Below are 24,431 nucleotides of genomic sequence, written 5' to 3'. Positions count from 1 at the left end.
TATGATAGAGGAATTGCCGGACGATATTGAAACTGATATTGATGATATAGAACCTGTTGGCGAGGAAGCCGATGCCCAGCTTTACGAACACTTTAGGGTTGTAGTAGACAAGGGACAGGCTTTGATGAGAGTCGATAAGTATCTGTTTGAGCGTATTGTTAATGCTTCGCGTAACCGTATTCAGAAAGCTGCTGCTGACGGATTTGTGATGGTCAACGGCAAACCGGTAAAGAGCAGTTATAAGGTGAAGCCGCTTGACGTGATAACGGTCATGATGGATCGTCCGCGTTATGAGAATGAGATAATTCCCGAAGATATTCCTCTTAATATTGTCTATGAAGATAAATACCTGATGGTGGTAAATAAACCTCCTGGCCTGGTGGTGCATCCGGGGCATGGGAACTATCATGGAACATTGGTGAATGCTTTGGCATGGCATATGAAAGATAATCCGGACTATGATGCCAATGACCCGCATGTAGGTCTTGTACATCGTATAGATAAAGATACTTCCGGATTATTGGTTATAGCTAAAACACCGGATGCAAAAACCAATTTGGGAATACAATTCTTTAATAAAACAACCAAACGTAAATATCGTGCACTGGTATGGGGAATTGTAGAACAAGACGAGGGTACTATTATTGGTAACCTTGCCCGTAATCCGAAAGATAGAATGCAGATGGCTGTAATGTCTGATCCAACGGTTGGAAAGCATGCTGTAACTCATTACAAGGTGCTTGAACGTTTGGGGTATGTCACTCTGGTGGAGTGTGTACTCGAAACCGGACGAACCCATCAGATCAGAGTCCACATGAAGCATATCGGTCATATATTGTTTAATGACGAGCGTTATGGGGGGCATGAGATTCTGAAGGGTACTCATTTTAGTAAATACAAACAATTTGTAAACAACTGCTTTGACACTTGTCCGCGGCAGGCTTTGCATGCCATGACACTGGGGTTTGTTCATCCTGTCACAGGGGAGGAGATGAACTTTACCTCAGAGTTGCCTGACGACATGGCCCAACTGATAGAGAAGTGGAGAGGCTATATAAGTAATAGAGAATTAGAATGAAACGCACAATTGCTATCATAGCAGGAGGGTATACCTCCGAATTTTATGTATCTCTGCGTAGTGCACAGGGAATATATTCCTTTATAGATAAGGAGAAGTACAATTTGTATATCGTTGAGATAGAAGGACTCCGTTGGGAAGTACAATTGCCCGACGGAAAGAAAGCACCTGTAGATCGCAATGATTTTAGTTTTGTAAATGGTACGGAGAAAGTGAAGTTTGACTTTGCCTACATCACCATTCACGGTACTCCGGGGGAAGACGGTCGTCTGCAGGGATATTTCGATATGCTGCGTATTCCATACTCTTGTTGTGGAGTATTGGCGGCTGCTATCACCTATGACAAATTCACTTGTAACCAATATCTCAAGGCTTTTGGGGTTCGTATTTCAGAATCTCTGCTGCTCCGTCAGGGGCAGTCTGTCTCGGATGAAGATGTTGTTGAGAAAATTGGGTTACCTTGTTTCATCAAGCCCAGTCTGGGTGGTTCCAGTTTTGGAGTAACAAAGGTTAAAACGCGTGAACAGATACAGCCGGCTATTGCTAAAGCATTCAATGAAGCGCAGGAAGTACTTGTTGAGGCCTTTATGGATGGTACGGAGATTACTTGCGGTTGCTATAAAACAAAAGAGAAATCAGTGGTGTTCCCTATAACGGAAGTAGTTACCGACAATGAGTTCTTTGACTACGATGCTAAATACAACGGTCAGGTAGATGAAATTACTCCTGCCCGTATTTCTGATGATCTCACGCGTCGCGTACAAACTCTGACTTCGGCTATCTACGATATTCTGGGTTGTTCCGGCATTATTCGTGTAGATTATATCATAACAGCAGGTGATAAGATAAACCTGCTGGAGGTTAACACGACTCCGGGTATGACGACTACCAGCTTTATTCCTCAGCAAGTACGTGCTGCCGGACTGGATATAAAAGAAGTAATGACTGATATAATAGAGAATAAGTTTTCTCATAACTTATAGCTGCTTATGGATACAATAGAGTTTGATGAAATACGTCCTTACAATGACGATGAACTTCCTCAAATATTTGAGGAACTAATTGCTGATCCGGCATTTCAAAAAGCTGCTTGTGATGCCATTCCGAATGTGCCTTTTGAAATACTGGCACAGAAGATGCGTGCCTGTAAAACAAAACTGGATTTTCAGAAAACTTTCTGCTATGGTATTTTATGGAAGATAGCAAAAGACTTTACCGATGGTCTGAGTTTGGATCATACGGCATTGCCGGATAAAAATAAAGCTTATACTTATATATCCAATCACCGGGATATTATACTTGATTCGGGTTTTCTTTCTATCTTGCTGGTAGATCAAGGTATGGATACCGTAGAGATAGCTATCGGGGATAATCTGTTGATTTATCCGTGGATTAAGAAACTGGTTCGTGTTAATAAGTCGTTTATAGTACAGCGTGCATTGACTATGCGGCAAATGTTAGAATCATCTGCCCGCATGTCACGCTATATGCACTATACGATTATGGAGAAGGATCAGTCCATCTGGATTGCTCAACGTGAAGGACGTGCCAAAGATTCTAATGACCGTACACAGGATAGTGTATTGAAAATGTTGGCTATGGGAGGCGAAGGAGATACCATTGACCGGCTGATGGAAATAAATATCGCTCCGATTGCCATTTCGTATGAGTATGATCCCTGTGATTTTCTTAAGGCTCAGGAATTTCAGTTGAAGAGAGATATTGAGGGATATAAGAAAACAACGCAGGATGATTTAAGAAATATGCAGACCGGGTTGTTTGGTTATAAAGGGAAAGTACATTTTCAGGCAGGTGCTTGTATTAATGATGTTTTAGAGCAGCTTGATCGTAGTTTACCAAAGCCGGAATTGTTTTCGCATATCTCTTCTGTGATAGATAAACGCATTCATAGTAATTATCGTATTTATTCGGGAAACTATGTGGCACACGATTTATTATCGGGTACTTGTGAATTTGTCAGTCATTATACGCAGGAAGAGAAATTACATTTTGAAAACTATATTGAGCAACAGTTGGGTAAGATTGACATTCCCAATAAGGATGTTCCATTTCTGCGTGAGAAGTTATTGTTGATGTATGCCAATCCGTTGACTAACTACTTGTCTGCTCTTTAATGAAAATAATATTTGTTTTTTAATAGTATAACAATGTCAAAGATGAGTCAACTATTTGCAGGTTTTTTCCTTTTGATTTCCACTTTATTCTCTTGTCAGCAACCGAAAGCTGATTTCAAATCACTATCGGTCGCAGATTTTGATTCTTTTATTAAAGCGGATGATGTACAGCGTTTGGATGTTCGTACGTTGGCCGAGTACTCGGAAGGACATATCCCGGGAGCGGTAAATATCAATGTTCTGGATGATTCATTTGCTGCTATGGCTGATTCTACGCTTCAGAAAGAAAGACCGGTGGCTCTTTATTGCCGTAGCGGGAAAAGGAGCAAGAAAGCAGCAGAAATTTTAAGTAAGCGAGGCTATAAAGTCTATGAGCTTGATAAAGGATTTAATGCTTGGCAGCAGGAAGCAAAAGAAATAGAACATTAATTCTCCTGTTCTATTAAGAAAGTTGGCTATGTAATTGAATAATGACATAGTTATTGTCTTTTTATAGCGGTTCGGATGACCTATCTTTATTAGATAAGTCATCCGAACCGTTTTTTCTACATAAAAAGTTTATTATTCCACATTCACTGGTTTAATTCTCCGTAATCTTGCAGTCGTCAAACTGACACTTTTTCTAATAATAATATGAAATATGAGACTATGAAAATCAAGACTCTACTTTTGTCTGTGTTTACCTTATTGGTATCGATTGTTTCTTCGGCTGCCGTTTCTATTAAAGAGACCGGCGGATGGTTTGAATCAGGTTATGTAACTTGGAATCTGGTAGACGGTGCTTCTACTTATCATGTTTATTATAAATCTGTTAATGGCTCTTATATAAAACTTGATACAGAACTGGTTCGTAATTATGGTACGTATGGCCGTGCAGATGCGTTGGGTATTACTGCAGGAGAATATATGTTTAAGGTTGTACCCGTTGATGAGGATGGTACCGAAATGGATATAGCAGTAGAATCTTCCTCATTTGCAGTGAAAGCCCATGACCGTGCAGGGTTTGCCCACTTTAATTATTCAGGGGTAGGGGCATATAAGGACGATGGTACACTGAAAGAGAATGCAAAGGTTCTTTATGTGACATCTAAAACTGCCAAAACAGTGACCTGCGATGTTGTTACGGATAGTAAAGGAAAAGTTGAAACATTCACCGGACTTCAAGCAATTATTGATGCGCGTCAGAAAGGATATGATACTACTCCTTTGGTTGTTCGTATTATAGGAACAATCGAAGCTGCTGATATGGATTACTTTTCCAGTAGTGCAGAAGGATTACAAATTAAAGGAAAGAATGCTGATAGTGAAATGAATATTACACTTGAAGGTATAGGAGATGATGCTACAATACGTGGTTTTGGTATTTTGCTGAGAAACTGCAAGAGTGTTGAGGTTAGAAATCTGGCTATCATGCTTTGCATGGATGACTGTTTGTCTTTGGATACGGATAATAGCAATTGCTGGATACATAACATTGACTTTTTCTATGGAAAGACAGGGAGTGCTGCTGACCAGGCAAAAGGTGATGGTTCTCTGGACTGTAAGACCAATTCAAAATATATGACTTTCTCCTATAATCATTTTTGGGATTCGGGAAAAATGTCTCTTTGTGGGATGAAGTCTGAAAGTGGAGAGAATTTTATTAGTTACCATCATAATTGGTTTGACCATTCCGATTCACGTCATCCTCGCGTACGTACAATGACCGTACATGTGTATAACAATTATTTTGACGGAATTGCGAAATATGGGGTAGGAGCTACTACAGGTTCCAATGTATTTGTAGAAAGCAATTATTATCGTAATGCCAATAAGCCGATGCTGATTTCTTTGCAGGGAACAGATATTGTTAATGGAGTAAAGAATGGAACTTTCTCCGGAGAAAGTGGTGGAATGATCAAAGCTTTCGGAAATGTTTATGCTGAGAAATCTTCTAATTTCAAACTTGTTACTCACAAGCAATCTGCAACAAGTTTTGATTGCTACGAAGCAGAAACTCGTGATGAGGTTGTCCCTGCTTCTTATGTAACTTTGTCCGGTGGTACTTCTTATAATAACTTTGATACGGATAAGAGTAAGATGTATACCTATACAGCCGATGCAGCAACCGATGTGCCTGGTATTGTTACCGGACAGTATGGCGCAGGACGTATGCAACACGGTGATTTTGAATGGGCTTTTGATAATACTGTAGACGATACTTCTTCTGACGTGAATACTGCATTGAAAACGGCGATAACCAATTATACTACCAGTTTAGTAGGAATTTTTGGTGATACCTCTGGTGGTGGTACTACTCCGGTTCCCCCTACACCTCCGGTTCCTCCTGTAGATGGTGATTATACATGTTATTTTACTGCTGATAAAAAGCCCTCAAATTCATTCTATTCGGTAACTGGTAGTTACTCTAAAGACAAGGGTACAGCGACTGTAAATGGTACGGTTTATACCTGGTGTTTGAAATTGGAAAGTGCTACTTCTGTGAAGTTTACGATAGAAGAAGAAATGACTTTGACCCTGGTATTTGCAGAAGGAAGTACACCGAATATTAAAATAGATGATATAAAAGTAGTGAGTACTTCTGGTAATATCATTACATATGTGCTTAATGCAGGTTCCCATGAACTTACTAAAGCAGATTCAAATAACCTTTTCTATATCAACCTGACTTCTTCAAATCCAACCGGTATTAATGAAGCTTTGAATGATGCTGTAAATGAAGATGGCATTATTTATGATCTTTCAGGTAGAGTTGTCAGAAATCCACAGAAAGGGACTTTCTATATTAGAAATGGTAAGAAGTTTTTTTTCTAATGATGTTTGAGTAAAAAGGTAAGATTAGGTGTTAATGAAAAAAGCTCCGGTTGTCTTTGTAGGATAACCGGAGCTTTGGCTCTTAATATATCTCGATAGGTTCTATTCCAATCCTTCAAGTAATCTTTTTAGTACCACTGTTGCTGATATTTCACGGTTGGCTGCTTCCGGGATTACAATAGACTGAGGGCTTTCAATTACATCATCTGTTACAATCATATTTCGGCGTACAGGCAGGCAGTGCATAAAATATGCATTGTTTGTAACTGCCATTTGGCGGTCACTAACTGTCCAGTTGCGGTCGGTACTCAATATCTGACCATAATTATCACCTGTATAGCCAGCCCAATTCTTGGCATAGATGAAATCTGCTCCTTCAAAGGCTTTCATCTGGTCATATTCTACTTTGGCATGTCCAACAAATTTAGGATCAAGTTCATAACCTTCGGGGTGAGTGATCACGAAATCATAATCAGTTGCGTTCATCCATTCCGCAAATGAGTTGGGTACAGCCTGCGGCAATGGGCGTGGATGCGGAGCCCATGTCATAACTACTTTCGGGCGAGGCTTTTTCTTATATTCTTCGATTGTGATCAGATCGGCAAAACTTTGTAGCGGATGGCGTGTAGCTGCTTCCATTGAGAATACAGGACGTCCCGAATATTTGATAAACTGGTTGATGATTACTTCTTCATAGTCGTAATCACGATTCTCAAAGCGGGCAAACGACCGTACTCCTATAATGTCGCAGTAGCAGCCCATAACCGGGATTGCTTCTAAAATATGTTCCGGTTTATCACCATCCATAATGACACCACGTTCTGTTTCCAGTTTCCAGGCTCCCTGGTTAATATCGAGAACCATTACATTCATGCCCAGATTCAGTGCAGCCTTTTGTGTACTAAGACGGGTTCGCAGACTGGAATTGAAGAAAATCATCATTAATGTTTTGTTTCTTCCCAGTTCTACATATTTAAAGCGGTCTTTTTTTATTTCAAATGCTTCGGCAAGGGCTGATTTTAAATCACCTATGTCTTGCACGCAAGTAAATTTCTTCATACCTGTCTGTTTTTAATTATTAGTTATTAATCTTTAATTTTCTCTCGTCTGTCCATCTCCCTCGATCATCCATTTATAAGAGGTGATTTCTTCAAGTGCCATAGGACCACGTGCGTGGAGTTTCTGTGTGCTGATACCTATTTCTGCTCCCAGTCCGAATTGTGCACCATCTGTGAAAGCTGTGGACACATTGGCATATACACAAGCGGCATCTACCATCTTACAAAATAAGGTAGCGCGTTCTTTATTTTCTGTAACGATACTTTCGCTGTGTCTGGAACTGTACTCTACGATATGTCCCAAAGCATCTTCAAAGCTTTTCACGGTCTTTATAGCCATTTTATAATCCAGGAATTCCGTACCAAAACTCTCTGTTGTAGCTTGCTTTAACAGATGTTCCGGATAATGTCCTTCCAAAGCATGATAGGCCTGAGGATCGGCATAAATAGTAACATTACTATTCTGTAATTTCTTGCAGATAGCTGGTAAGTCATTCAAACGTTTTTCATGAATAATAACACAGTCGAGTGCATTACACACACTTACGCGGCGTGTTTTTGCATTATTGATGATAGCTGCACCTTTGGTTGTATCACCGTATTCGTCAAAATAGGTGTGGCAGATTCCAGCTCCTGTCTCGATGACGGGGATTGTTGCATTTTCGCGTACAAAGTTTATCAGATTACTACTTCCGCGTGGGATAATGAGATCTACATAACCTGTTGCATGAAGTAGCTCGGTGGTTGCCTCCCTGTCAGCAGGAAGAAGCTCTACTATATGCGTATCTACGTTGAATTGTTTTAATACTTTGTGGATAACGCTTATGATTGCCTGATTGGAACTGTCTGCATCGCTGCCTCCTTTTAAAATACAGGCATTGCCACTTTTAAGACAGAGAGAAAATACATCGAAACTCACGTTGGGGCGTGCTTCATAAATGATGCCGATAACACCGAAAGGGACACTGACTTTAGTGAGTTTCATTCCGTTTGGACGGACTGTCTCTTTCAGTACTCGTCCTAAGGGCGAGGGGAGGGTAGCTACATTACGAATGTCTGCGGCAATTCCTTCCAGGCGTTCTGTAGTGAGTTTCAGACGATCATACTTCGGATTTGTCTTGTCCATTCGTGCAAGATCTTTTGCGTTTTCACTTAGAATGAAAGGAGTTTCGGCAATGGCTGCGTCAGCTACTGCATTCAATATCTGATTAATTGTCTCATCGCTCAGTAGTGCCAACTTTCGGCTGGCTGCTTGTACGGCAATAAATGTTTCGTTTAACTTCATATTCTTAAAAGTCATATTATTCTATATACAAATAATCATAATGTACCACTGCTTTCTTACCATGTTTGCCCATCGCCTCTCGTGCTTGTGCTGAGTCACAATTTGCTTTACCTACTCCCACTGGTACTCCTTCGAAGTTGAAAATACGTACAATATCGTCTTTCTCAAATTCACCTTCGATTTTTATTATACCAATGGGAAGAATACTTACAGCTTTATCCGAAGCCAATACTTCTGTGGCTTGCTCATTAATATGTATCTCTCCTTTGGCGAATCCTTCACTGTGGGCGATCCATTTTTTTACGCTTGAAACAGGCTCTTTCGACGGAGTGAAGCGTGTACAGAGGGTTTCCTTAGGGTGTTGTAATAAATCTACAAGAATATTATCCCGTTTTCCATTGGCTATGATTACGGTAATCCCTTCATCTGCTACTTTACGGGCAATATTGGTTTTGGTTAACATTCCACCTCTTCCAAAACTCGATTTGCTCGCTTGTATATAGTTGGACAAATCTTTTCCATGTCCTATTTCACGGATGACGGAGGAAGATGGATCTGTAGGTGAACCATTATATATACCATCTATATTGCTTAGTATAATAAGAGCTTGTGTATCCATCATTGAAGCGATAAGGCCAGACAATTCATCATTATCGGTAAACATTAACTCGGTGACGGAGATGGTATCATTTTCATTGACAATGGGGATTACTCCGTTTTCAAGCATTACAGTCATGCAGTTTTTCTGGTTCAGATAATGTCGGCGGGTACCAAAACTTTCTTTGGTTGTCAGTACCTGTCCCACAGGTATGGCATGATCACGGAAAAGTTCGTAATAACGATTGATTAACTTAGCCTGTCCTACAGCAGAGAATAATTGACGCTGGTCTACGCTGTCGAGTTTCTTTATGGTTCGTATTTCGCTGCGTCCGGAAGCTACGGCACCCGAAGAGATAAGGATCACTTCAACACCAGCTTTATGTAATTCCGCTATCTGATCGACAAGGGCCGACATACGTGTTACGTCTAATGTTCCATCCCGACGCGTCAGTACATTACTTCCTACCTTTACGGCAATTCTTGTAAACTCTTGTTTCATTTTTACTAACGATTTGGAAGTACAAATATAGAACTTTTTATCGATATGATAGTTATAGGTACTTGTTTTTACGGATAAATAAGAATATGTATACAAAACCGGAAGTGCTATAAAATAAAGTCTTTTTCACTGGTAACATTCATACTGTAAAAATCGTATCTTTGTACCCCGAAAAAACAGATAAACCAATGAAACAGACTAACCCTCAGGTTGAACAAATGACCTCGTTTATCGTCATGGATGTATTAGAGCGAGCTAATGAATTACAGAAACAGGGCATCGATATTATCCATCTTGAGGTAGGTGAACCGGATTTTGACGTGCCTGCCTGTGTAGCGGAAGCGGCAAAAAAAGCATATGATTCTCATTTAACACATTACACCCATTCTTTAGGTGACCCTGAATTAAGACGCGAAATCGCTGATTTTCATTATCGGGAATATGGTGTGAAGGTAGATCCCGACTGTATTGTGGTGACTTCCGGCTCTTCACCGGCAATTCTGTTGGTATTGTTGTTGCTTTGTCGGCCGGATAGCGAGGTGGTTCTTTCGAATCCGGGATATGCCTGTTATCGTAATTTTGTATTGGCTGCACAGGCAAAACCAGTATTGGTGCCACTTCGCGAAGAAAATGGGTTGCAGTATAATATCGAGGATATCAAAAAGTTTATCACTACTCGCACGGCAGCTATTTTTATTAATTCACCAATGAATCCTACCGGGTTATTGTTGGAGGATAAGTTTCTTAAAGAAATAGCTTCATTGGGTGTTCCGGTCATTTCAGATGAAATTTATCATGGATTGGTTTATGAAGGACGTGCCCGCAGTATTCTGGAGTTTACTGATCAGGCTTTTGTGTTGAATGGCTTTTCTAAACGTTTTGCTATGACAGGATTACGACTTGGATATGTGATTGCACCTAAATCGTGTATGAAAGCATTGCAAAAATTGCAGCAGAATCTTTTTATCTGTGCCCCAAGTATTGCTCAACAAGCAGGTATCGCTGCGCTTCGTTATGCTGCTCCGGATGTGGAACAGATGCGGGCAACGTATGACGAACGTCGACGTTATATGATTCAACGTCTTCGTGAGATGGGATTTGGTATCCGTGTTGAGCCCAAAGGTGCTTTTTACATATTTGCTGATGCCCGTAAGTTTACAAAAGATTCTTATAAATTTGCTTTTGAAGTTTTAGAGCAAGCACATGTAGGTATTACACCGGGAGTTGACTTCGGCACAGGAGGAGAGGGCTACGTACGTTTTTCGTATGCCAACTCACTGGAGAATATTCGCGAGGCACTCGATCGCCTTAATCGTTTTCTGCTTTCTCGCGGCTTCTGATAATTTCCATAGCAGGCTCATAGTTATCCTCTTTTACCATAACGGATACTGTGGGACTGATATAAGGCGCTATTGTTGTTATGAGGCCGTCTTTTAAGGCGGCATCTATTTCATTGCTTTCGAGCAATCCTTTGATAAGTTCTGCTTCCCATCTTGAACCGGAAAACACTTCGATCAGACGGCTGTTATCTTCTTCTTTCATAATTTCTGAGGTATAAGGTGTTTATACTTTCACAAATGTACACGATAATTTCTGAAAAAACGCATGGTGAGGTAAAAAAATAGCGGGTTTTAATGAATTATGTCTCTTTGGGGAGACATGGTAAAATTCAAGAGGAGCGGAAAGAATGTTCGTGAATAGTTTGCATTTATAAAATGGTGATCTGCTTTATTTTGACTTATATATATAGGATAAAGTAGACAATTATTTGAATAAAATAATCAATTTGTAATCCGGACGTTAAAAATAGATGTATATTTGCAATCTGCAGCCAGGTCATTAATCAATACATAATCATGAGAACTACAATCCTCCGAAGAATGTCATTTGTTATTTCTTTTGTTCTTTGCAGTACGGTTTATGCGCAAGAAGAAAAGGAGTTTAATGTAGATAGCACACTCTACTCATATTTTCAGCATTGCCAGGAGAATGTTAGTAATTTGAAAGTTCTTCATATGGCTGATACGTTATATCAGATGTCGGAGGAGAGAGGTGATTTACGGATGCAGGCTGTTGCTTTAGCGCTTAAATTAGACTACTACTATTTTCAAGGAAATAATGTAGACAGTATTATTCATTATACGAATATAGTGAAGGACTTTGCTGAAAAAACAAATCAACTTAAATATTATTATTTTGTTTGGAACAATCGTTTGATATTGCATTATCTTAAAACCGGAAAGACTAATATAGCTCTCTATGAAGCTCAGGAAATGTTAAAAGATGCCCAAATCAAGGATAGTAAAATCGGACTACTTTACTGTTATAACAGCTTATATCAAATCTATGAAATAAAGAATTTGAAAAGCTTGGCTTTTGAATATTGTTTGAAGGGAATTGAACTGACTGAAACTTATCATGTTGATAATTATAATCTTTCACCTTCTTATACTGAAGTTGCAAAATATTATATTGAGCAGAATAAATTACCTCAGGCACTTGAAATGCTGAAAAAAGCTGAGGCTACGGCTAATGCGAGTGTGCATATCCTTCTCGGAAAATTGGGTTATATACATTATTATATTGCTATATCTGATACGGAAAGAGCTTGGAAAATACTGCAGGAAGTAGAGAAATTGATTACAGATGATAAAAAACTGGATATCAATAAGAAGCTTTATTATGAGAATGAATTCTTCTATTATAAGCAGATCGGGCAATATCAGAAAGCTTTAGAATCTGCAGACGCACTGATAAAAGAGGAATTACGTCTTAATGAACATGCATTGCGTAGCGGACATTATCGTATGAAGGGAGAAATCTATCAGGCTATGGGAAGAAAAGACCTGGCAGCTGATTATCTGTCTAAATATATTCAGTTGGAAGATTCTGCCAGACAGAGTAATGAAGAACAGTCCATCAGTGAATTTGCGACTCTGGTTAATATGGAAAAACTGAATTCAGAAAAAAAGGAGTTGATGCTTCAGGCGCAGAAGAAAGAATTGTATAACAAGCAGATTCTCATTATTTCATTGGCGGCTTTATTGATCTTTGTGTTTATTTTTCTATATAGAGAAAACAGATTGAATAAACGATTGTTGCATTCAGAAGAGGAGTTGAGAAAAGCAAAGAATGCTGCGGAAGATGCCAGCCAGATGAAGACATTATTTATACAGAGTATGAGTCATGAGATTCGTACACCGTTAAATTCAATTGTAGGATTTTCTCAAATACTGGGAGATCGCTATCGGGATGATCCGGATACTAAAGTATATGCCTCTATTATTGAGGCGAATAGTCATAATTTACTTCGCCTGGTCACGGATGTTTTAGAATTATCAGATTTGGATAAAACGGATAGCATGCCTGCAGATGTGTTGACCAATATTAATGATTGCTGTAAACAGAGTCTGGAGAGTGTTCGTAGAGATGTACAGGAGGGCGTGAAACTACTTTTTCATTCTGAACATGATCAGTTAATAGTTAAAAGTAACCCTGAACGTATAATGCAGGTTTTAATCAATTTGTTGCATAATGCGGCAAAGTTTACAGCTCATGGCAGTATAACACTGACATATACTGTGATGAAGAAGAAACAGAAAATATGTTTTGCTGTAACTGATACCGGACCTGGTGTCCCTTTGGGTAAGCAGGAGTGGGTTTTCGACAGATTTACGAAGATTGATAGCTATTCACAAGGTACAGGTTTAGGGCTTTCAATTTGCCGGGGAATTGCGGAAAAACTGAATGGTAGCCTGACTATTGATCCGGAATACAAAGAAGGGTGTCGCTTTGTATTTGTGATACCGTATTCTTAATTTTAATATATAATACCCTGACAGATGAGAACAAAAGTACTTTTTATGAGTTTAGTATTGGGCTGTTTATGGAGTTGTCAACAAGACGAAACGACTGAACAGACAGATGGACAGACAATTAAATTCACCAGCGTTGTTATTGGTGATGAAACCCTATCGCGTGCCAGTAGTAGTACTTCCATTGACGTGATTTCGATGCGTACTGAGTTGGATGATAAATTTACTGTGTTCGATCTTAAAAAGGATACTCGTTCATGGGGGGAATTCAGCAAAAAGAGTGAGGTCTTTTTTTATGCTCATTACCCTCGTCTGCCAGAGGCTGTGGCGAGTAATGAAACGCGTGCATTGGAAGGAGGAACAAATGACTATCTGTTTGGAAAGGCAAAAGCTGTAGCCGGACAACAACAAGTTTGTCTTCAGTTTAAGCGTGTGATGGCTCCTCTAATTGTAGAGGTATTGGATGGGGATGGACGTTCTTATCAGGGAGATATTGAGGTTAGTGCTTTAATAAAGAACAAGGGAGTACAGAATTTAAAAGATGGTTCTATCATTACATTGGATGAGAAAAAGTATACTGCATTTAATCGTTTTGATAATGGGGTGAAACAAGCTCTTAATCTTTTACCTCAAAGGATTGAGAAAGGGACTCCTTTTCAGGTACGATTGAGTAATGGCGTGACCTATACTGCTACGGTTGGCGAAGCTGTTCAATTAAATTCCGGAGAAAGCTATAAGGCCGTAGTCAGAGGTACCCGGGTTGATATCACTATTTATGATGGTTCAATTCCATTGTAGATTGTATCGGTAACAAATAAAATAAATAAGCCCTCTTTGCATATCCTTTAATGATGCAGAGAGGGCTTATTATGTGATAGATATTTTCTTACTCTAATACTACTCGTCTGACAGTTATATCTTCATTCAGAAATGCCGATGCCGATTCGATAAATTTCTCTTCGGCTTCTGTTGTACAGAAGGTACATTTACCGCCCTGTGTACATTTAGCTGCTATTTCCGGATGGCGATGCAGATAGTCTTTTAAGCTTCCGGCAACATATTCTCCCTGTGAAACAATCTCTATCCCGGCAGGCATAAAATGTTTTATTTTGGGTAATAATAACGGATAGTGTGTGCAACCTAATATTACAGTATCAATTTGCTGATCCTTACTTAATAGAGTATCGATATATTTTTGGATAAAGTAATCGGCTCCAGAACTTTGTGCTTCGTTATTCTCGACTAGCGGAACCCACATTGGGCAGGCTTCTCCACTGACATAGATGTCGGGAAACAACTTATGTATCTCCATTGGATAAGATTCTGATTTGATAGTACCTGCCGTAGCCAATACCCCCACATGGCGGCTATGGGTGATGCTACCGATACATTCTACTGTTGGGCGGATCACACCAAGTACTCTTCGTTGAGGGTCAAGGTGTGGAAGATCATTCATTTGTATCGTTCGCAACGCTTTCGCTGAGGCTGTATTACAAGCTAAGATGACCAAGTGGCATCCCATCTCAAATAATTTATTAACAGCCTGAAGGGTGAATTCATAGACAATCTCAAATGAACGGGTACCATAGGGGGTACGAGCGTTGTCGCCCAGATATATATAATCGTATTGCGGCAGAGTTTCTCTTATTTTACTCAGGATAGTCAATCCTCCATAACCTGAATCGAATACACCGATAGGACCGGGTGTTTGCGAAAGCTTCTGTTTCATAATGGTAAAAAAATTACGAGCTACAAGCTACAAATTACAATTGGCATTCGGTTAATCAGAATAGCCGGTAACTTGCTGCTTGTAGCTCGTTTTTATACTTTAGGTTGTTGCTTACAACATATTATTATCTTATTTAATTCCGAGTTGTGCTTTTACCTTAGCAGTAAGATCTATGCTCTGAGCACCTACGTAAGGAATTGGAGTACGAGCCAAGTCAAAGATATAAATAACACCTTCTGCAGCACCTACAGCTTTGATTGCATCATCCAGTTTTTTGTAGATAGGAGTCATCTTTTCTTGCTGTGCTTTCTGCATACCTTGTTCTGCCTCCTGTTGGAATTGCTGTTGTCTTTCAGCCATATCCTGCAATTCTTTTTGTCTTCTTTCTGCAATATTTTGCGGAAGAGAATCTTTAGCTATTGCCTGTTGGAATTCCTGATATTTCTTACTGAACTCTTCCTGAGTTCTTTGAATTTCATCAGTATAATTTTTTTCCAAAGCCTGTAACTCTGAAAGAGCTTTTGTGTATTCAGGCATAGTAGGAATAATTTCGGTCGAAGTCATATGACCGAACTTGAGTGTTGATTGTGCGAATACGCCCATCGGGAGTACCAGCATAATTAAAAGTGCAATTTTCTTTAGCATAGTTTTATTATTTATTTGAATGATTACTTTGGGTTATCGCTTGCAAATGTATGAAATTAATTTGAATATCCTAACTTTGCCAGCACTTCATTACTTATATCAATACGTGGAGAAGCAAAAATAATACTTGTTGCTGATGCTCTGTCTACTACAACAGAATAGCTTTTTTGTTCAGCAAGTTCCTTCACTGCATTGTATATTTCGTCTTGAATGGGTTTCATCAAACTCTCTCTCTTTTTAAACAGCTCACCTTCCGGACCGAAATATTTACGTTTTAGTTCGGCTGCCTCCTTCTCTTTAGCTACAATTTCCTCTTCTTTCTTAGTCTTTTGCTCTTCAGAAAGGAAGACTGTTTCCGATTGATAATTCTTATACAGCGTTTGAGCCTCTTGGGCAAGCGCTTCTACTTCGCTTTGCCATTTTTTAGAGGACTGGTTCAACTGTTCGTTAGCGCGCTCGTAAGCGGGAATGTTCTTCAAGATATATTCCATATCAATCAGAGCAAATTTTTGTGCACTGGCTGTTAAACTAATAGTAAACAGCATCATGATAAATAGAACAGACTTCTTCATAACGTTTAGTTTTTTAATGAAACAATTTAGAATTCCTGGCCCAGTACAAAGTGGAAATGACTACCACCGGCACTGCTGCTACCGAATACTTTATCGAAACCGTATGCCCAGTCGATACCCATCATACCAATCATTGGAAGGAAGATACGTACACCGACACCGGCAGAACGTTTCAAATCAAACGGATTGAACTTATTGATATCATTCCATGCATTACCGGCTTCCAAGAAACCTAACACATAAATATTAGTACTTGTTTCCAGCATCAATGGATATCTTAATTCAATGCCCAGGCGAGTGTACGCATAACCTTCTCTACCATAAGGAGTCAAAGAACTGTTTTCGTATCCACGTAATGCAACGCTTTCTGTGGCGTAACTTGAATATCCTGTCATACCGTCACCACCTACATCAAACGTTTCGAATGGCGATTTCTTATATTTATTATAGTGACCTAACAAACCGAATTCAATGCGGCTCATAAGAACCAGACATTTCGGATGAGCCTGATAGTCCATCAAAGCTGTGTAAGTTTTAGCTTTGAATTTCCATTTATGGTATTCAACCCAGTTATACAGTTTATTTCTGTTGTCCTGAGTGATACTTCCGGTAGAAGTGTAATATCCTTTATAGTCTCTTCCGTCAAACAGCGAGTACGGCGGTGTAATTTGTGCCGACAGTGAGAACTCGGAACCTTGACGTGGGAACAATGGGTTATCTATAGAACTACGAGCCAGTGTAAGGTTTAAACTGATGTTATTACATTTTCCGTTTGTTACCGGGAAATATTGCCAGTCTTTCAATATATAACGTTGGTATGCCAGTTCTGCAGAGAGAGTAAAGTAGTCATCCGGCCATTTCAAGCGTTTACCCCAACCTACAGAAAGTCCCCACATTTGGATTGACTTATCAGGGTCATAATAATTTTCGTAATTATTGTAGTTACCATAATTGTACATACCATAACCGCCATAACCACTATACATACTATTGTAGTAGTTGTTATAGTAACTGTCATTATAATAGCGGCTACTAATATCTGTTTGTCTTGAATAGAAAGCAGATATTGAGAATGAATTGGGGCGCTTGCCTCCAAACCATGGGTCAAAGAATGAAATACTATATGACTGATAATATTTTGCATTTGTCTGTCCGCTGACGGTCAGTGTTTGTCCATCTCCCTGCGGAAGGATACCGCGGTAGTTATCTCCCGGGTGCAACAGGTTAGCCAATGAGAAGTTAGTGAACTTCAGGCTCAACTTACCAATAATACCTGTTTGACCCCAACCGGCAGAGAATTCTACCTGGTCATTTGCTTTGGAAACAAGGTCGTAAGCAATATCAACCGTACCGTTCATCGGATCGGGTTGAATATCCGGGTGGATATTTTCTGCATCGAAGTGTCCCATCTGCTGTATTTCACGCATAGAACGCATCAGGTCATCACGACTGAACAATTGTCCCGGGCGTGTACGAAGTTCACGACGAACTACGTTTTCATATAGACGGTCATTACCGTTAATCTTAATCTTATTGATGGTAGCCTGTCTGCCTTCATAAATTCTCATTTCGAGGTCGATAGAGTCACCGTCAATGTTGATTTCTACCGGATCAAGATTATAGAAGAGGTAACCATTGTTATAATATAGATTACCAATAGCATCTTCATCAGTAGACAAACGCTCATTTAATAACTTCTGATTATATACATCCCCTTTTTTCATTCGGAGAAGGTAATTCAACTGTTCTGATGGATAGAGGGTATTTCCCACCCAAGTCACATTGCGAAGGTAATATTTGTCTCCTTCATCTATCTCCATATACACATTGACGGTCTTGTCGTCGTAGGGTGTTACACTATCAGTAACGATCACTGCATCACGGTAACCTAATTCGTTATATTTATCTATAATCAGTTGCTTGTCTTCTTCATATTTCTCGTTGATGAACTTCTTAGTACGGAATAAATTCAGCAATTTACCCTTCTCATTTGTTTTTTTCATTACACGCTTCAACTTCGAGGTCTTAATTGCTTTGTTACCTACGATTGTTATTTCGTGTACTTTAATTTTTTCTTTCTTATCGATATTTACGTCAACAATCACTTGATTCTCATTGGAAATATCGTCTTTCTGAGAGATGATAATTTCTGCATTTTTGAAACCTTTATCATCAAAATAACGTTTGATCAGTGTTTTAGCACGGTCTACTAAGTTTGGAGTAATCTGGCTGCCTTTTACCAATCCCAGTCTTGTTTCCAGATCTTGCCGTTCTGATTTTTTTACGCCATGATAACGTATTTCTGAAATACGGGGACGTTGAGTCAAACTGATTTTCAACCATACCTTACCGTCTTCTATTTTTTCGGCTGTAATCTTAACATTCGAAAATAGACCATGACGCCAATAGCGCTTGATAGCACTTGTAATCTCATCACCTGGCACAGAAATGGATTGACCTACCGATAACCCCGAGAGACCAATAAGTACATAGTCCTCGTAGTTTTTAACACCTTCGACTTTAATGTCGGCTATCTCATATTTTTTGGGTGTCCCTGAATATAAAATAACAGGTTTGGAAGATTCGTCTGTGTTAGCATCTTGTGCCCTGCCTGCCAGTGCAAACCCAAACAGACAGATAAACGTTACGAGTATGAAGGAAATACGATAATGCATTTATGTTATAATTATAAGTTTTGAGTTAACTGATTTGTTCACTGGTTTTGCCGAAGCGACGTTCCCGTTTCTGGTAGTCACTAATAGCCTTTCTCAATTCTTCCTCCCTAAAATCGGGCCAGAAAGTATCACAGAAATAAAGTTCGGAGTAAGCACACTGCCATAACAGATAATTGCTTAACCGTATCTCGCCTCCCGTACGGATCAGTAAATCCGGATCGGGCATAAAGTTAGTAGTCAGATGTGCTTCAAGACAATGGTCAGTAATTTCTTCAGGAACCAATTCCCCTTTTTGAACTTGTATTGCTATTTGTCGTGCAGCTTCTGTTATTTCCCAACGGGATGAATAACTGAGAGCCAGTACCAGAGCCATTCCAGTGTTATGTGAAGTATGTTTTACACAAGCATCCAATCGTGTCCGTACATTTTCGGGCAATTTATCGATATCACCTACAATACGGAAACTGATGTTATTTTTCATAAATGTTTCTTCCTCGATAGAATCGAACAGAAGACTCATTAGTGCCGCTATCTCATCCGAAGGACGATTCCAGTTTTCTGTGGAAAAGGTGTACAAAGTCAGATATTTAATACCCAACCTGGCGGCTTCTTCTGCTATAATATGTACAGTTTCTGCACCAGCCTGGTGTCCAAAGCTACGTTCACGTCCACGTTGCTTGGCCCATCTTCCGTTACCGTCCATGATAATCGCTACATGCTGCGGTATCCGGCTAAAATCTATTTGCTCTTTATAGGACATCTTTTTTAATTGTTGCATTCTTTACATCTGGAGAAAAGGTCGTATGTCACAAAAAAGACGGTATATGAATAACTATCTTTGTTTTTCCATCCCTTTCCTTTAATCCGATATGGATCATTTAACTGCAGCCCTTCTTTGTTCGTAACGTCTAACTTGTCACTCAAGCTGAACCGCATCGTAAATTCGCATCCGATATTTATTCGTGGAGCTATTTTATATTTCACTCCTATTCCTACCGGGAAATTTACGGTAAATACTCCTTCTGCAGGTGCCGGGGCAAAGGTAAATCCCATTCCTCCTAATATATAAGGAGTAAATCTGTGTTCACCTCTATAGCCATATCCGGTCCCATATCCCAGAAAGTTATATTCAAATTGTGCCCCTAAATCGAAGATTGTACGTTTAAAACTTGCTTCTCCGTTGTCGGGATACTTATTTTTAAAATTCTTCGTATTGCCGGATATTCTTCCTGCCATTAAGTTTGCCTTTATGGCCATTCGTGGGTTCATTATATATCTTGCCATGAACCCTCCGGCTATTCCTATGTTCTTAAATGGAGTAGTGTAGTTGGCATCACCCATGTAAAAACTACCACCTAAACCTCCTCCCAATTCCATCTTATATTCTTCTTCGTCCTGTGCATACAGACCGAGAAGCGGTAGTGAGAGTAACAATATACATAGTATCAGCGTTCTTTTAGTAAATGCCATAATCGTCTTATTACTTGGTTATTCCATTAATAGAACGGCTGATTAACTTTAAAATTGTATTTCGCTTATTGCCTTGCAAACCCTAAACGATTCAATTTACCTCTCCATACATCTCCGCTAGGTATTATTGCACCCGGCATTCCGTCATAACTACGCATAATCCAGATAAAGTTATTTTCGTCTACTACCATTGAGTAGTCTGATTCTTCACCTCTAAAACCATAGTTATGTTCAGTCTGTATGTTACCCTCTTCGTCTTTAATCTCAATGATTTGATCTGTTGGGAACATAAACATCCTTGTCACTTCCTTCCATACAATGCCGGCTTCGGATTTATAGAAAGTTTTGAAGTCTCTGCCAAAGATATAGAAAGCACCTCCATAATACATAATGGAAGGGTCTTTTAGTAACGGACAAGGGTATGAGGAGTCATCCAAAGCGGCCCATTCCTGTCCTTGCATATATCCCCATGCGACTGTTGCTGTATCATTCTCCGTTTTATTTTCTTCCGGAATATTACCTACTATCATAATATTAGGTACACCGGTTATATTTTGAAAGCTCGTAACTGAGATGTTATCACGTGGGAAATTTTTTGGAACAACACCTTCTTCGGTCCAATTACTTCCATCTGTTGTTGTACAGAACATATCTTCATTGTTCAAAGTTTTGATTCCTGTCAGACTGTTTCCGATTGGAGCAATCAGAACCACGGTGTTATCTCCAAATGCAGGTGCTTCTTCCCAATTTATACCATCATTAGAACTATATACCTTCTTATCAGCAATAGTTGTTGCATAAAGTGTACTGTTGAAGTTTACGATTGAAGTAAGGTTTGTTGAAGGCAACCCGTTGATTGGGGCTGAATTCCATGTTCCATCTGTTCCAAGTTGTCCATAGGATAGGGTTGTGTAGTATACAGAAGAAGAACTTGGTCCATAAACATAAATCTGGTTATTGAAAATGATAGATTTCTGTTTACCTTTTATCTGAGGTGCAAAATTAGTACCTATTGGGCCTTTGCCCCAATTCAGAGAATCCGGTTGTTGCTGATGTACACGCACTGATAGTGCATACTCTTTCGTATGTTCCATGTCCGGTGCCCATACTTTAAATCTGAAAGGTTTTTCCACTGTTCCTACCAGATTTACAGAGTCTGCTATATTAAATATGGAGTCTTCTGTATTTGCTGAGTTTCTGATAGTAACAAAACCTGCTACTGTCATGGTCTTTATCAGGATTCTATCAATAATCGTATCTGAACCTACCGGCAATGAATCCTGATTGTATATTTCTCCGGTAAGCTGATCAATTGTGAATTGATAATTAACTCCCAAAACCTTGTCAAGTTCAAATGCCTGTAGAAGTGCATTCGGGCTATACTCAATAGGATCGTCATCGCCAAGACAAGAGCTCATGGCAAATGACACAAGCAAGAAACTCACAATTACTGATAAAAACTTAATTCTCATTTGAAAGATTGTGTTTATTTACAAGTTGCAAAAATAGGAACATTTTTTCCGATATAGAACATTGTGGGGAAGTTTTATATAAAATTATAGATAATAACAGGCTTTTTATCGATAGAAAACCCTCTGAATAGAGCCAATTTACACATTTTTGTTCGTGTAGTGCTTTATTTTTACTCCAAAATGTTTTTTATCGGAATAACTAATTTTATTTCTTATTTCAGGTGCTTTAACACCCGAATCTAACGTAACCTTGGCTTCTTCTATAAATGCCTCGTCCCATAGGTTATTATCAATAAACGATTGGAGTAATTGTGCACCTCCTTCTACTAATATTGATTGTAAACCACGATGATAGAGGGCGTTCATTATCTGTGGCAATAATTCTTTTTCATAATCGAGTACGATATATTCTATGTTTTTCTGTTCCGGATGTTTTTGGGATGTAAAAACGAGTGTCGGAACACTACCATCAAAAAGGTGCAGGTCAGAGGGAAGTGATAGATTTCTGTCCAATACTACCCGTACCGGATTCTTGCCGTACCAGTTGCGTACTGTTAATGAAGGATTGTCGAGCTGCGCCGTGTGTGTACCTACCATGATAGCATCCGATTCACTTCTTTTTTTATGTACTAACAAGGCAGTGTGTGGAGTTGAAAGTATTACCGGTTGTCCGTCTGTGCGGTTTATGTCAATAAATCCATCTACTGATTCTGCCCATTTGAGGGTGATGTAAGGACGGTGGAGCGTATTGAATACAATAAACCTGCGTATCAGATGACGACATTCATTTTCGAGTATTCCTACAGTTACTTCTCTTCCGGCATTACGTAATTTTTGTATTCCTTGTCCGGCTACTTTTGAAAAAGGGTCCTGGCAGCCAATAACGATACGTGGAATCTGTTTCTCTATAATAAGATCGGCGCATGGAGGTGTTTTTCCATAGTGGGAGCATGGTTCCAGACTAACATAAATAGTAGAACGTTTTAACAAAGACTCGTCTTTTACCGAATGAATTGCATTTACTTCGGCGTGTGCCTGTCCGCAGCGAATGTGATACCCCTCGCCTATAATTTGCCCGTCACATACAATTACAGCTCCTACCATTGGATTGGGAGACACATTACATAAACCATTTTGTGCCAGTTCAATACAGCGCCGCATGTATTTTTCTTCTTCCATTTTTCAGCCTTTTACTATAATATTTGTACTTTTGCATCCCAAAAACAGATAGACATGAACCGGGTTTCTACTTATATCCGTCAGGTATTACAAGATATTTATCCTCCTCAGGAACTGAAAAGCCTGACGATGATGATTTGGTGTGATCTGTTGGGTATGGATGCACTCGACATTTATCTGGGCAAAGATATTAATTTATCCGAAAGCAAACAGTACGAACTGGAAAACATTCTGCAGCGTTTACGAAAAAATGAGCCGATACAATATATACGGAAAATGGCAATCTTTCTGGGACGCTCTTTCTACGTAGCACCGGGGGTACTTATTCCCCGTCCGGAGACAGAAGAATTAGTGGAACTTGTTGTTAGAGAGAATTTGAATGATGCTCCCCGGATATTGGATATTGGTACGGGAAGTGGGTGTATTGCTATCTCTTTGTCTCTTGCCATTTCACAAGCTAAAGTGACAGCCTGGGATATTTCGGAAGAAGCACTTGCTGTAGCCCGGCGAAACAATGAAGTTCTGGGTTCAGCCGTTTCTTTTGAGCGAAAAGATGTATTGGCAGAGACAGATTCTAGGCAACGTTTTGATATTATTGTTAGTAATCCTCCCTATGTGACCGAATCTGAAAAGGTAGACATGGAGCCTAATGTACTTGATTGGGAACCGGAGCTTGCCTTGTTTGTGCCCGATAATGATCCATTACGCTTTTATCGCCGGATTGCTGTGTTGGGAAGACAATTGTTGAACCCCGGAGGAAAACTTTACTTTGAAATAAACCGTGCATACGGTTGCGAAATCGTCTGTATGCTTACTGATTTAGGGTATTGTCATCCTTGTATTATAAAAGATATATCAGGAAACGATAGAATTGTAACTACGCATAAATGAATACAATGACCGAAGAAGAGGCGCTAAACCGTGTAGCTGCCTATTGCTCTGCCGCAGAACATTGCCGGGCAGAAGTGAGTGATAAATTACAAAAGTGGGGTATTGCCTACGATGCCATAGAGCGCATACTTGCCCGTCTCGAAGCTGAAAAATACATTGATGATGAGCGTTATTGCCGTGCTTTTATTGGTGATAAATTTCGCTTTGCCAAATGGGGAAAGATGAAAATAGGACAGGGCTTATATATGAAAAAAATACCGTCCGATGTGGCTTGGCGTCATTTGAATGAGATCGATCAGGAAGAATATCTTGCAGTGCTGCGTGATTTACTTGCTTCCAAACGTAAGAGTGTTCGCGGGAAAGATGAATACGAATTAAATGGAAAACTAATTCGTTTTGCTATGAGTCGTGGCTTTGAAATGAAAGATATCAAGTGCTGCATAGAGGTGTCGGATGATGAAGCACAGGACGATTAAAAAAAATAACCGGAATCTTCTTTCTTGTTTCGTTCTAT

General features: G+C 39.5%; 22 protein-coding genes. 10 read left to right on the top strand and 12 right to left on the bottom strand.

From position 1 onward, the window contains the following. The first annotated feature begins 1 nt into the window (after window position 1). From VCM39_RS19865 to VCM39_RS19845, 5 genes are all read left to right on the top strand, one after another. Entirely contained in the window at window positions 2–1,078 is a 1,077-nt protein-coding gene (locus tag VCM39_RS19865) for an RluA family pseudouridine synthase (protein ID WP_221650246.1), read from the top strand. Further along, a complete protein-coding gene (locus tag VCM39_RS19860) occupies window positions 1,075–2,061 on the top strand; it encodes a D-alanine--D-alanine ligase (protein ID WP_221650247.1) in 987 nt (328 codons plus the stop codon). Before VCM39_RS19865 ends, VCM39_RS19860 begins: the two co-directional genes overlap by 4 nt. Before the next feature lie 6 nt (window positions 2,062–2,067). Then, window positions 2,068–3,213: a 1-acyl-sn-glycerol-3-phosphate acyltransferase gene (locus VCM39_RS19855; protein ID WP_221650248.1), complete on the top strand. Its 1,146-nt coding sequence runs from the start codon at window positions 2,068–2,070 to the stop codon at window positions 3,211–3,213. Window positions 3,214–3,246: 33 nt separating this feature from the next. Continuing rightward, window positions 3,247–3,642, top strand: coding sequence for a rhodanese-like domain-containing protein (locus tag VCM39_RS19850; RefSeq protein WP_025867691.1), 396 nt, complete (start codon window positions 3,247–3,249; stop codon window positions 3,640–3,642). Between the two features lie 219 nt (window positions 3,643–3,861). Next, window positions 3,862–6,027, top strand: coding sequence for a pectate lyase (locus VCM39_RS19845; protein ID WP_289291042.1), 2,166 nt, complete (start codon window positions 3,862–3,864; stop codon window positions 6,025–6,027). A gap of 102 nt (window positions 6,028–6,129) precedes the next feature. Here the strand turns inward: VCM39_RS19845 and VCM39_RS19840 are convergent, their stop codons facing one another. From VCM39_RS19840 to proB, 3 genes are read right to left on the bottom strand one after another with little or no spacing between them, the layout of a single operon-like run. After that, on the bottom strand, window positions 6,130–7,086 hold the full coding sequence (locus VCM39_RS19840) for an acetylornithine carbamoyltransferase (protein ID WP_002558979.1): 957 nt from the start codon (window positions 7,084–7,086) through the stop codon (window positions 6,130–6,132). 33 nt (window positions 7,087–7,119) lie between these two features. Next, the gene (locus VCM39_RS19835; protein WP_322933221.1) at window positions 7,120–8,370 is read right to left on the bottom strand and encodes a glutamate-5-semialdehyde dehydrogenase; all 1,251 of its coding nucleotides are present in this window, start codon (window positions 8,368–8,370) and stop codon (window positions 7,120–7,122) included. A 16-nt stretch (window positions 8,371–8,386) separates the two neighbouring features. Beyond that, entirely contained in the window at window positions 8,387–9,469 is a 1,083-nt protein-coding gene (gene proB, locus VCM39_RS19830; protein WP_195448772.1) for a glutamate 5-kinase, read from the bottom strand. 188 nt (window positions 9,470–9,657) lie between these two features. On the opposite strand from proB, the gene VCM39_RS19825 reads away from it, so the two are divergent. After that, window positions 9,658–10,809, top strand: coding sequence for a pyridoxal phosphate-dependent aminotransferase (locus VCM39_RS19825; RefSeq protein ID WP_289291046.1), 1,152 nt, complete (start codon window positions 9,658–9,660; stop codon window positions 10,807–10,809). Here the strand turns inward: VCM39_RS19825 and VCM39_RS19820 are convergent. Next, window positions 10,778–11,011: a DUF2007-related protein gene (locus VCM39_RS19820; protein ID WP_002558983.1), complete on the bottom strand. Its 234-nt coding sequence runs from the start codon at window positions 11,009–11,011 to the stop codon at window positions 10,778–10,780. The genes VCM39_RS19825 and VCM39_RS19820 overlap by 32 nt on opposite strands. A gap of 314 nt (window positions 11,012–11,325) precedes the next feature. Between VCM39_RS19820 and VCM39_RS19815 the strand changes: the two genes are divergently transcribed. Both VCM39_RS19815 and VCM39_RS19810 read left to right on the top strand, forming a co-directional pair. Then, window positions 11,326–13,287, top strand: a complete 1,962-nt coding sequence (locus VCM39_RS19815; RefSeq protein WP_221650252.1) for a sensor histidine kinase — start codon at window positions 11,326–11,328, stop codon at window positions 13,285–13,287. Window positions 13,288–13,311: 24 nt separating this feature from the next. Beyond that, entirely contained in the window at window positions 13,312–14,082 is a 771-nt protein-coding gene (locus tag VCM39_RS19810) for a fimbrillin family protein (RefSeq protein ID WP_221650253.1), read from the top strand. 88 nt (window positions 14,083–14,170) lie between these two features. Here VCM39_RS19810 and murI read toward each other — a convergent pair whose 3' ends face one another. From murI to ribD, 8 genes are all read right to left on the bottom strand, one after another. After that, complete coding sequence (murI, locus tag VCM39_RS19805; RefSeq protein WP_221650254.1) at window positions 14,171–15,013, bottom strand: glutamate racemase; 843 nt, start codon at window positions 15,011–15,013, stop codon at window positions 14,171–14,173. Between the two features lie 129 nt (window positions 15,014–15,142). Beyond that, complete coding sequence (locus tag VCM39_RS19800; RefSeq protein ID WP_002558987.1) at window positions 15,143–15,658, bottom strand: OmpH family outer membrane protein; 516 nt, start codon at window positions 15,656–15,658, stop codon at window positions 15,143–15,145. 56 nt (window positions 15,659–15,714) lie between these two features. After that, window positions 15,715–16,230, bottom strand: a complete 516-nt coding sequence (locus tag VCM39_RS19795) for an OmpH family outer membrane protein (RefSeq protein WP_221650255.1) — start codon at window positions 16,228–16,230, stop codon at window positions 15,715–15,717. Window positions 16,231–16,256: 26 nt separating this feature from the next. Then, window positions 16,257–18,905 carry an outer membrane protein assembly factor gene (locus VCM39_RS19790; RefSeq protein ID WP_289291052.1) on the bottom strand — a complete coding sequence of 883 codons (2,649 nt, stop codon included), beginning with the start codon at window positions 18,903–18,905 and terminating at the stop codon, window positions 16,257–16,259. A 25-nt stretch (window positions 18,906–18,930) separates the two neighbouring features. Next, the gene (locus VCM39_RS19785) at window positions 18,931–19,665 is read right to left on the bottom strand and encodes an isoprenyl transferase (protein WP_221650257.1); all 735 of its coding nucleotides are present in this window, start codon (window positions 19,663–19,665) and stop codon (window positions 18,931–18,933) included. A 5-nt stretch (window positions 19,666–19,670) separates the two neighbouring features. Continuing rightward, window positions 19,671–20,375 carry a DUF6089 family protein gene (locus VCM39_RS19780; RefSeq protein ID WP_002558991.1) on the bottom strand — a complete coding sequence of 235 codons (705 nt, stop codon included), beginning with the start codon at window positions 20,373–20,375 and terminating at the stop codon, window positions 19,671–19,673. Window positions 20,376–20,440: 65 nt separating this feature from the next. After that, complete coding sequence (locus tag VCM39_RS19775; protein ID WP_322933222.1) at window positions 20,441–21,847, bottom strand: DUF6242 domain-containing protein; 1,407 nt, start codon at window positions 21,845–21,847, stop codon at window positions 20,441–20,443. Between the two features lie 138 nt (window positions 21,848–21,985). Next, window positions 21,986–23,026, bottom strand: a complete 1,041-nt coding sequence (gene ribD, locus VCM39_RS19770; protein ID WP_221650259.1) for a bifunctional diaminohydroxyphosphoribosylaminopyrimidine deaminase/5-amino-6-(5-phosphoribosylamino)uracil reductase RibD — start codon at window positions 23,024–23,026, stop codon at window positions 21,986–21,988. 54 nt (window positions 23,027–23,080) lie between these two features. Between ribD and prmC the strand changes: the two genes are divergently transcribed. Both prmC and VCM39_RS19760 read left to right on the top strand, forming a co-directional pair. Continuing rightward, window positions 23,081–23,917 (top strand): peptide chain release factor N(5)-glutamine methyltransferase, encoded by an 837-nt coding sequence (prmC, locus tag VCM39_RS19765; RefSeq protein ID WP_221650260.1) that lies wholly within the window; start codon window positions 23,081–23,083, stop codon window positions 23,915–23,917. Continuing rightward, window positions 23,914–24,393, top strand: coding sequence for a regulatory protein RecX (locus tag VCM39_RS19760; RefSeq protein ID WP_025868077.1), 480 nt, complete (start codon window positions 23,914–23,916; stop codon window positions 24,391–24,393). Before prmC ends, VCM39_RS19760 begins: the two co-directional genes overlap by 4 nt. Window positions 24,394–24,431 lie beyond the last annotated feature (38 nt).

It is taken from the genome of Bacteroides mucinivorans, from assembly GCF_034654355.2.
Classification (GTDB): domain Bacteria; phylum Bacteroidota; class Bacteroidia; order Bacteroidales; family Bacteroidaceae; genus Bacteroides; species Bacteroides nordii.
This window is presented reverse-complemented; position numbering and strand designations above follow the sequence as displayed.

Bases quoted from the DNA above. Each gene is read 5' to 3' on its own strand.
- VCM39_RS19865 (WP_221650246.1), top strand. From the start codon at position 2: ATGATAGAGGAATTGCCGGACGATATTGAAACTGATATTGATGATATA.
- VCM39_RS19840 (WP_002558979.1), bottom strand. From the start codon at position 7,086: ATGAAGAAATTTACTTGCGTGCAAGACATAGGTGATTTAAAATCAGCC.
- ribD (WP_221650259.1), bottom strand. From the start codon at position 23,026: ATGGAAGAAGAAAAATACATGCGGCGCTGTATTGAACTGGCACAAAAT.
- VCM39_RS19845 (WP_289291042.1), top strand. From the start codon at position 3,862: ATGAAAATCAAGACTCTACTTTTGTCTGTGTTTACCTTATTGGTATCG.
- VCM39_RS19785 (WP_221650257.1), bottom strand. From the start codon at position 19,665: ATGTCCTATAAAGAGCAAATAGATTTTAGCCGGATACCGCAGCATGTA.
- VCM39_RS19820 (WP_002558983.1), bottom strand. From the start codon at position 11,011: ATGAAAGAAGAAGATAACAGCCGTCTGATCGAAGTGTTTTCCGGTTCA.
- VCM39_RS19850 (WP_025867691.1), top strand. From the start codon at position 3,247: ATGTCAAAGATGAGTCAACTATTTGCAGGTTTTTTCCTTTTGATTTCC.
- VCM39_RS19795 (WP_221650255.1), bottom strand. From the start codon at position 16,230: ATGAAGAAGTCTGTTCTATTTATCATGATGCTGTTTACTATTAGTTTA.
- VCM39_RS19760 (WP_025868077.1), top strand. From the start codon at position 23,914: ATGAATACAATGACCGAAGAAGAGGCGCTAAACCGTGTAGCTGCCTAT.
- murI (WP_221650254.1), bottom strand. From the start codon at position 15,013: ATGAAACAGAAGCTTTCGCAAACACCCGGTCCTATCGGTGTATTCGAT.
- VCM39_RS19835 (WP_322933221.1), bottom strand. From the start codon at position 8,370: ATGAAGTTAAACGAAACATTTATTGCCGTACAAGCAGCCAGCCGAAAG.
- proB (WP_195448772.1), bottom strand. From the start codon at position 9,469: ATGAAACAAGAGTTTACAAGAATTGCCGTAAAGGTAGGAAGTAATGTA.
- VCM39_RS19860 (WP_221650247.1), top strand. From the start codon at position 1,075: ATGAAACGCACAATTGCTATCATAGCAGGAGGGTATACCTCCGAATTT.
- VCM39_RS19800 (WP_002558987.1), bottom strand. From the start codon at position 15,658: ATGCTAAAGAAAATTGCACTTTTAATTATGCTGGTACTCCCGATGGGC.
- VCM39_RS19855 (WP_221650248.1), top strand. From the start codon at position 2,068: ATGGATACAATAGAGTTTGATGAAATACGTCCTTACAATGACGATGAA.
- VCM39_RS19825 (WP_289291046.1), top strand. From the start codon at position 9,658: ATGAAACAGACTAACCCTCAGGTTGAACAAATGACCTCGTTTATCGTC.
- VCM39_RS19780 (WP_002558991.1), bottom strand. From the start codon at position 20,375: ATGGCATTTACTAAAAGAACGCTGATACTATGTATATTGTTACTCTCA.
- VCM39_RS19815 (WP_221650252.1), top strand. From the start codon at position 11,326: ATGAGAACTACAATCCTCCGAAGAATGTCATTTGTTATTTCTTTTGTT.
- VCM39_RS19810 (WP_221650253.1), top strand. From the start codon at position 13,312: ATGAGAACAAAAGTACTTTTTATGAGTTTAGTATTGGGCTGTTTATGG.
- VCM39_RS19775 (WP_322933222.1), bottom strand. From the start codon at position 21,847: ATGAGAATTAAGTTTTTATCAGTAATTGTGAGTTTCTTGCTTGTGTCA.
- prmC (WP_221650260.1), top strand. From the start codon at position 23,081: ATGAACCGGGTTTCTACTTATATCCGTCAGGTATTACAAGATATTTAT.
- VCM39_RS19790 (WP_289291052.1), bottom strand. From the start codon at position 18,905: ATGCATTATCGTATTTCCTTCATACTCGTAACGTTTATCTGTCTGTTT.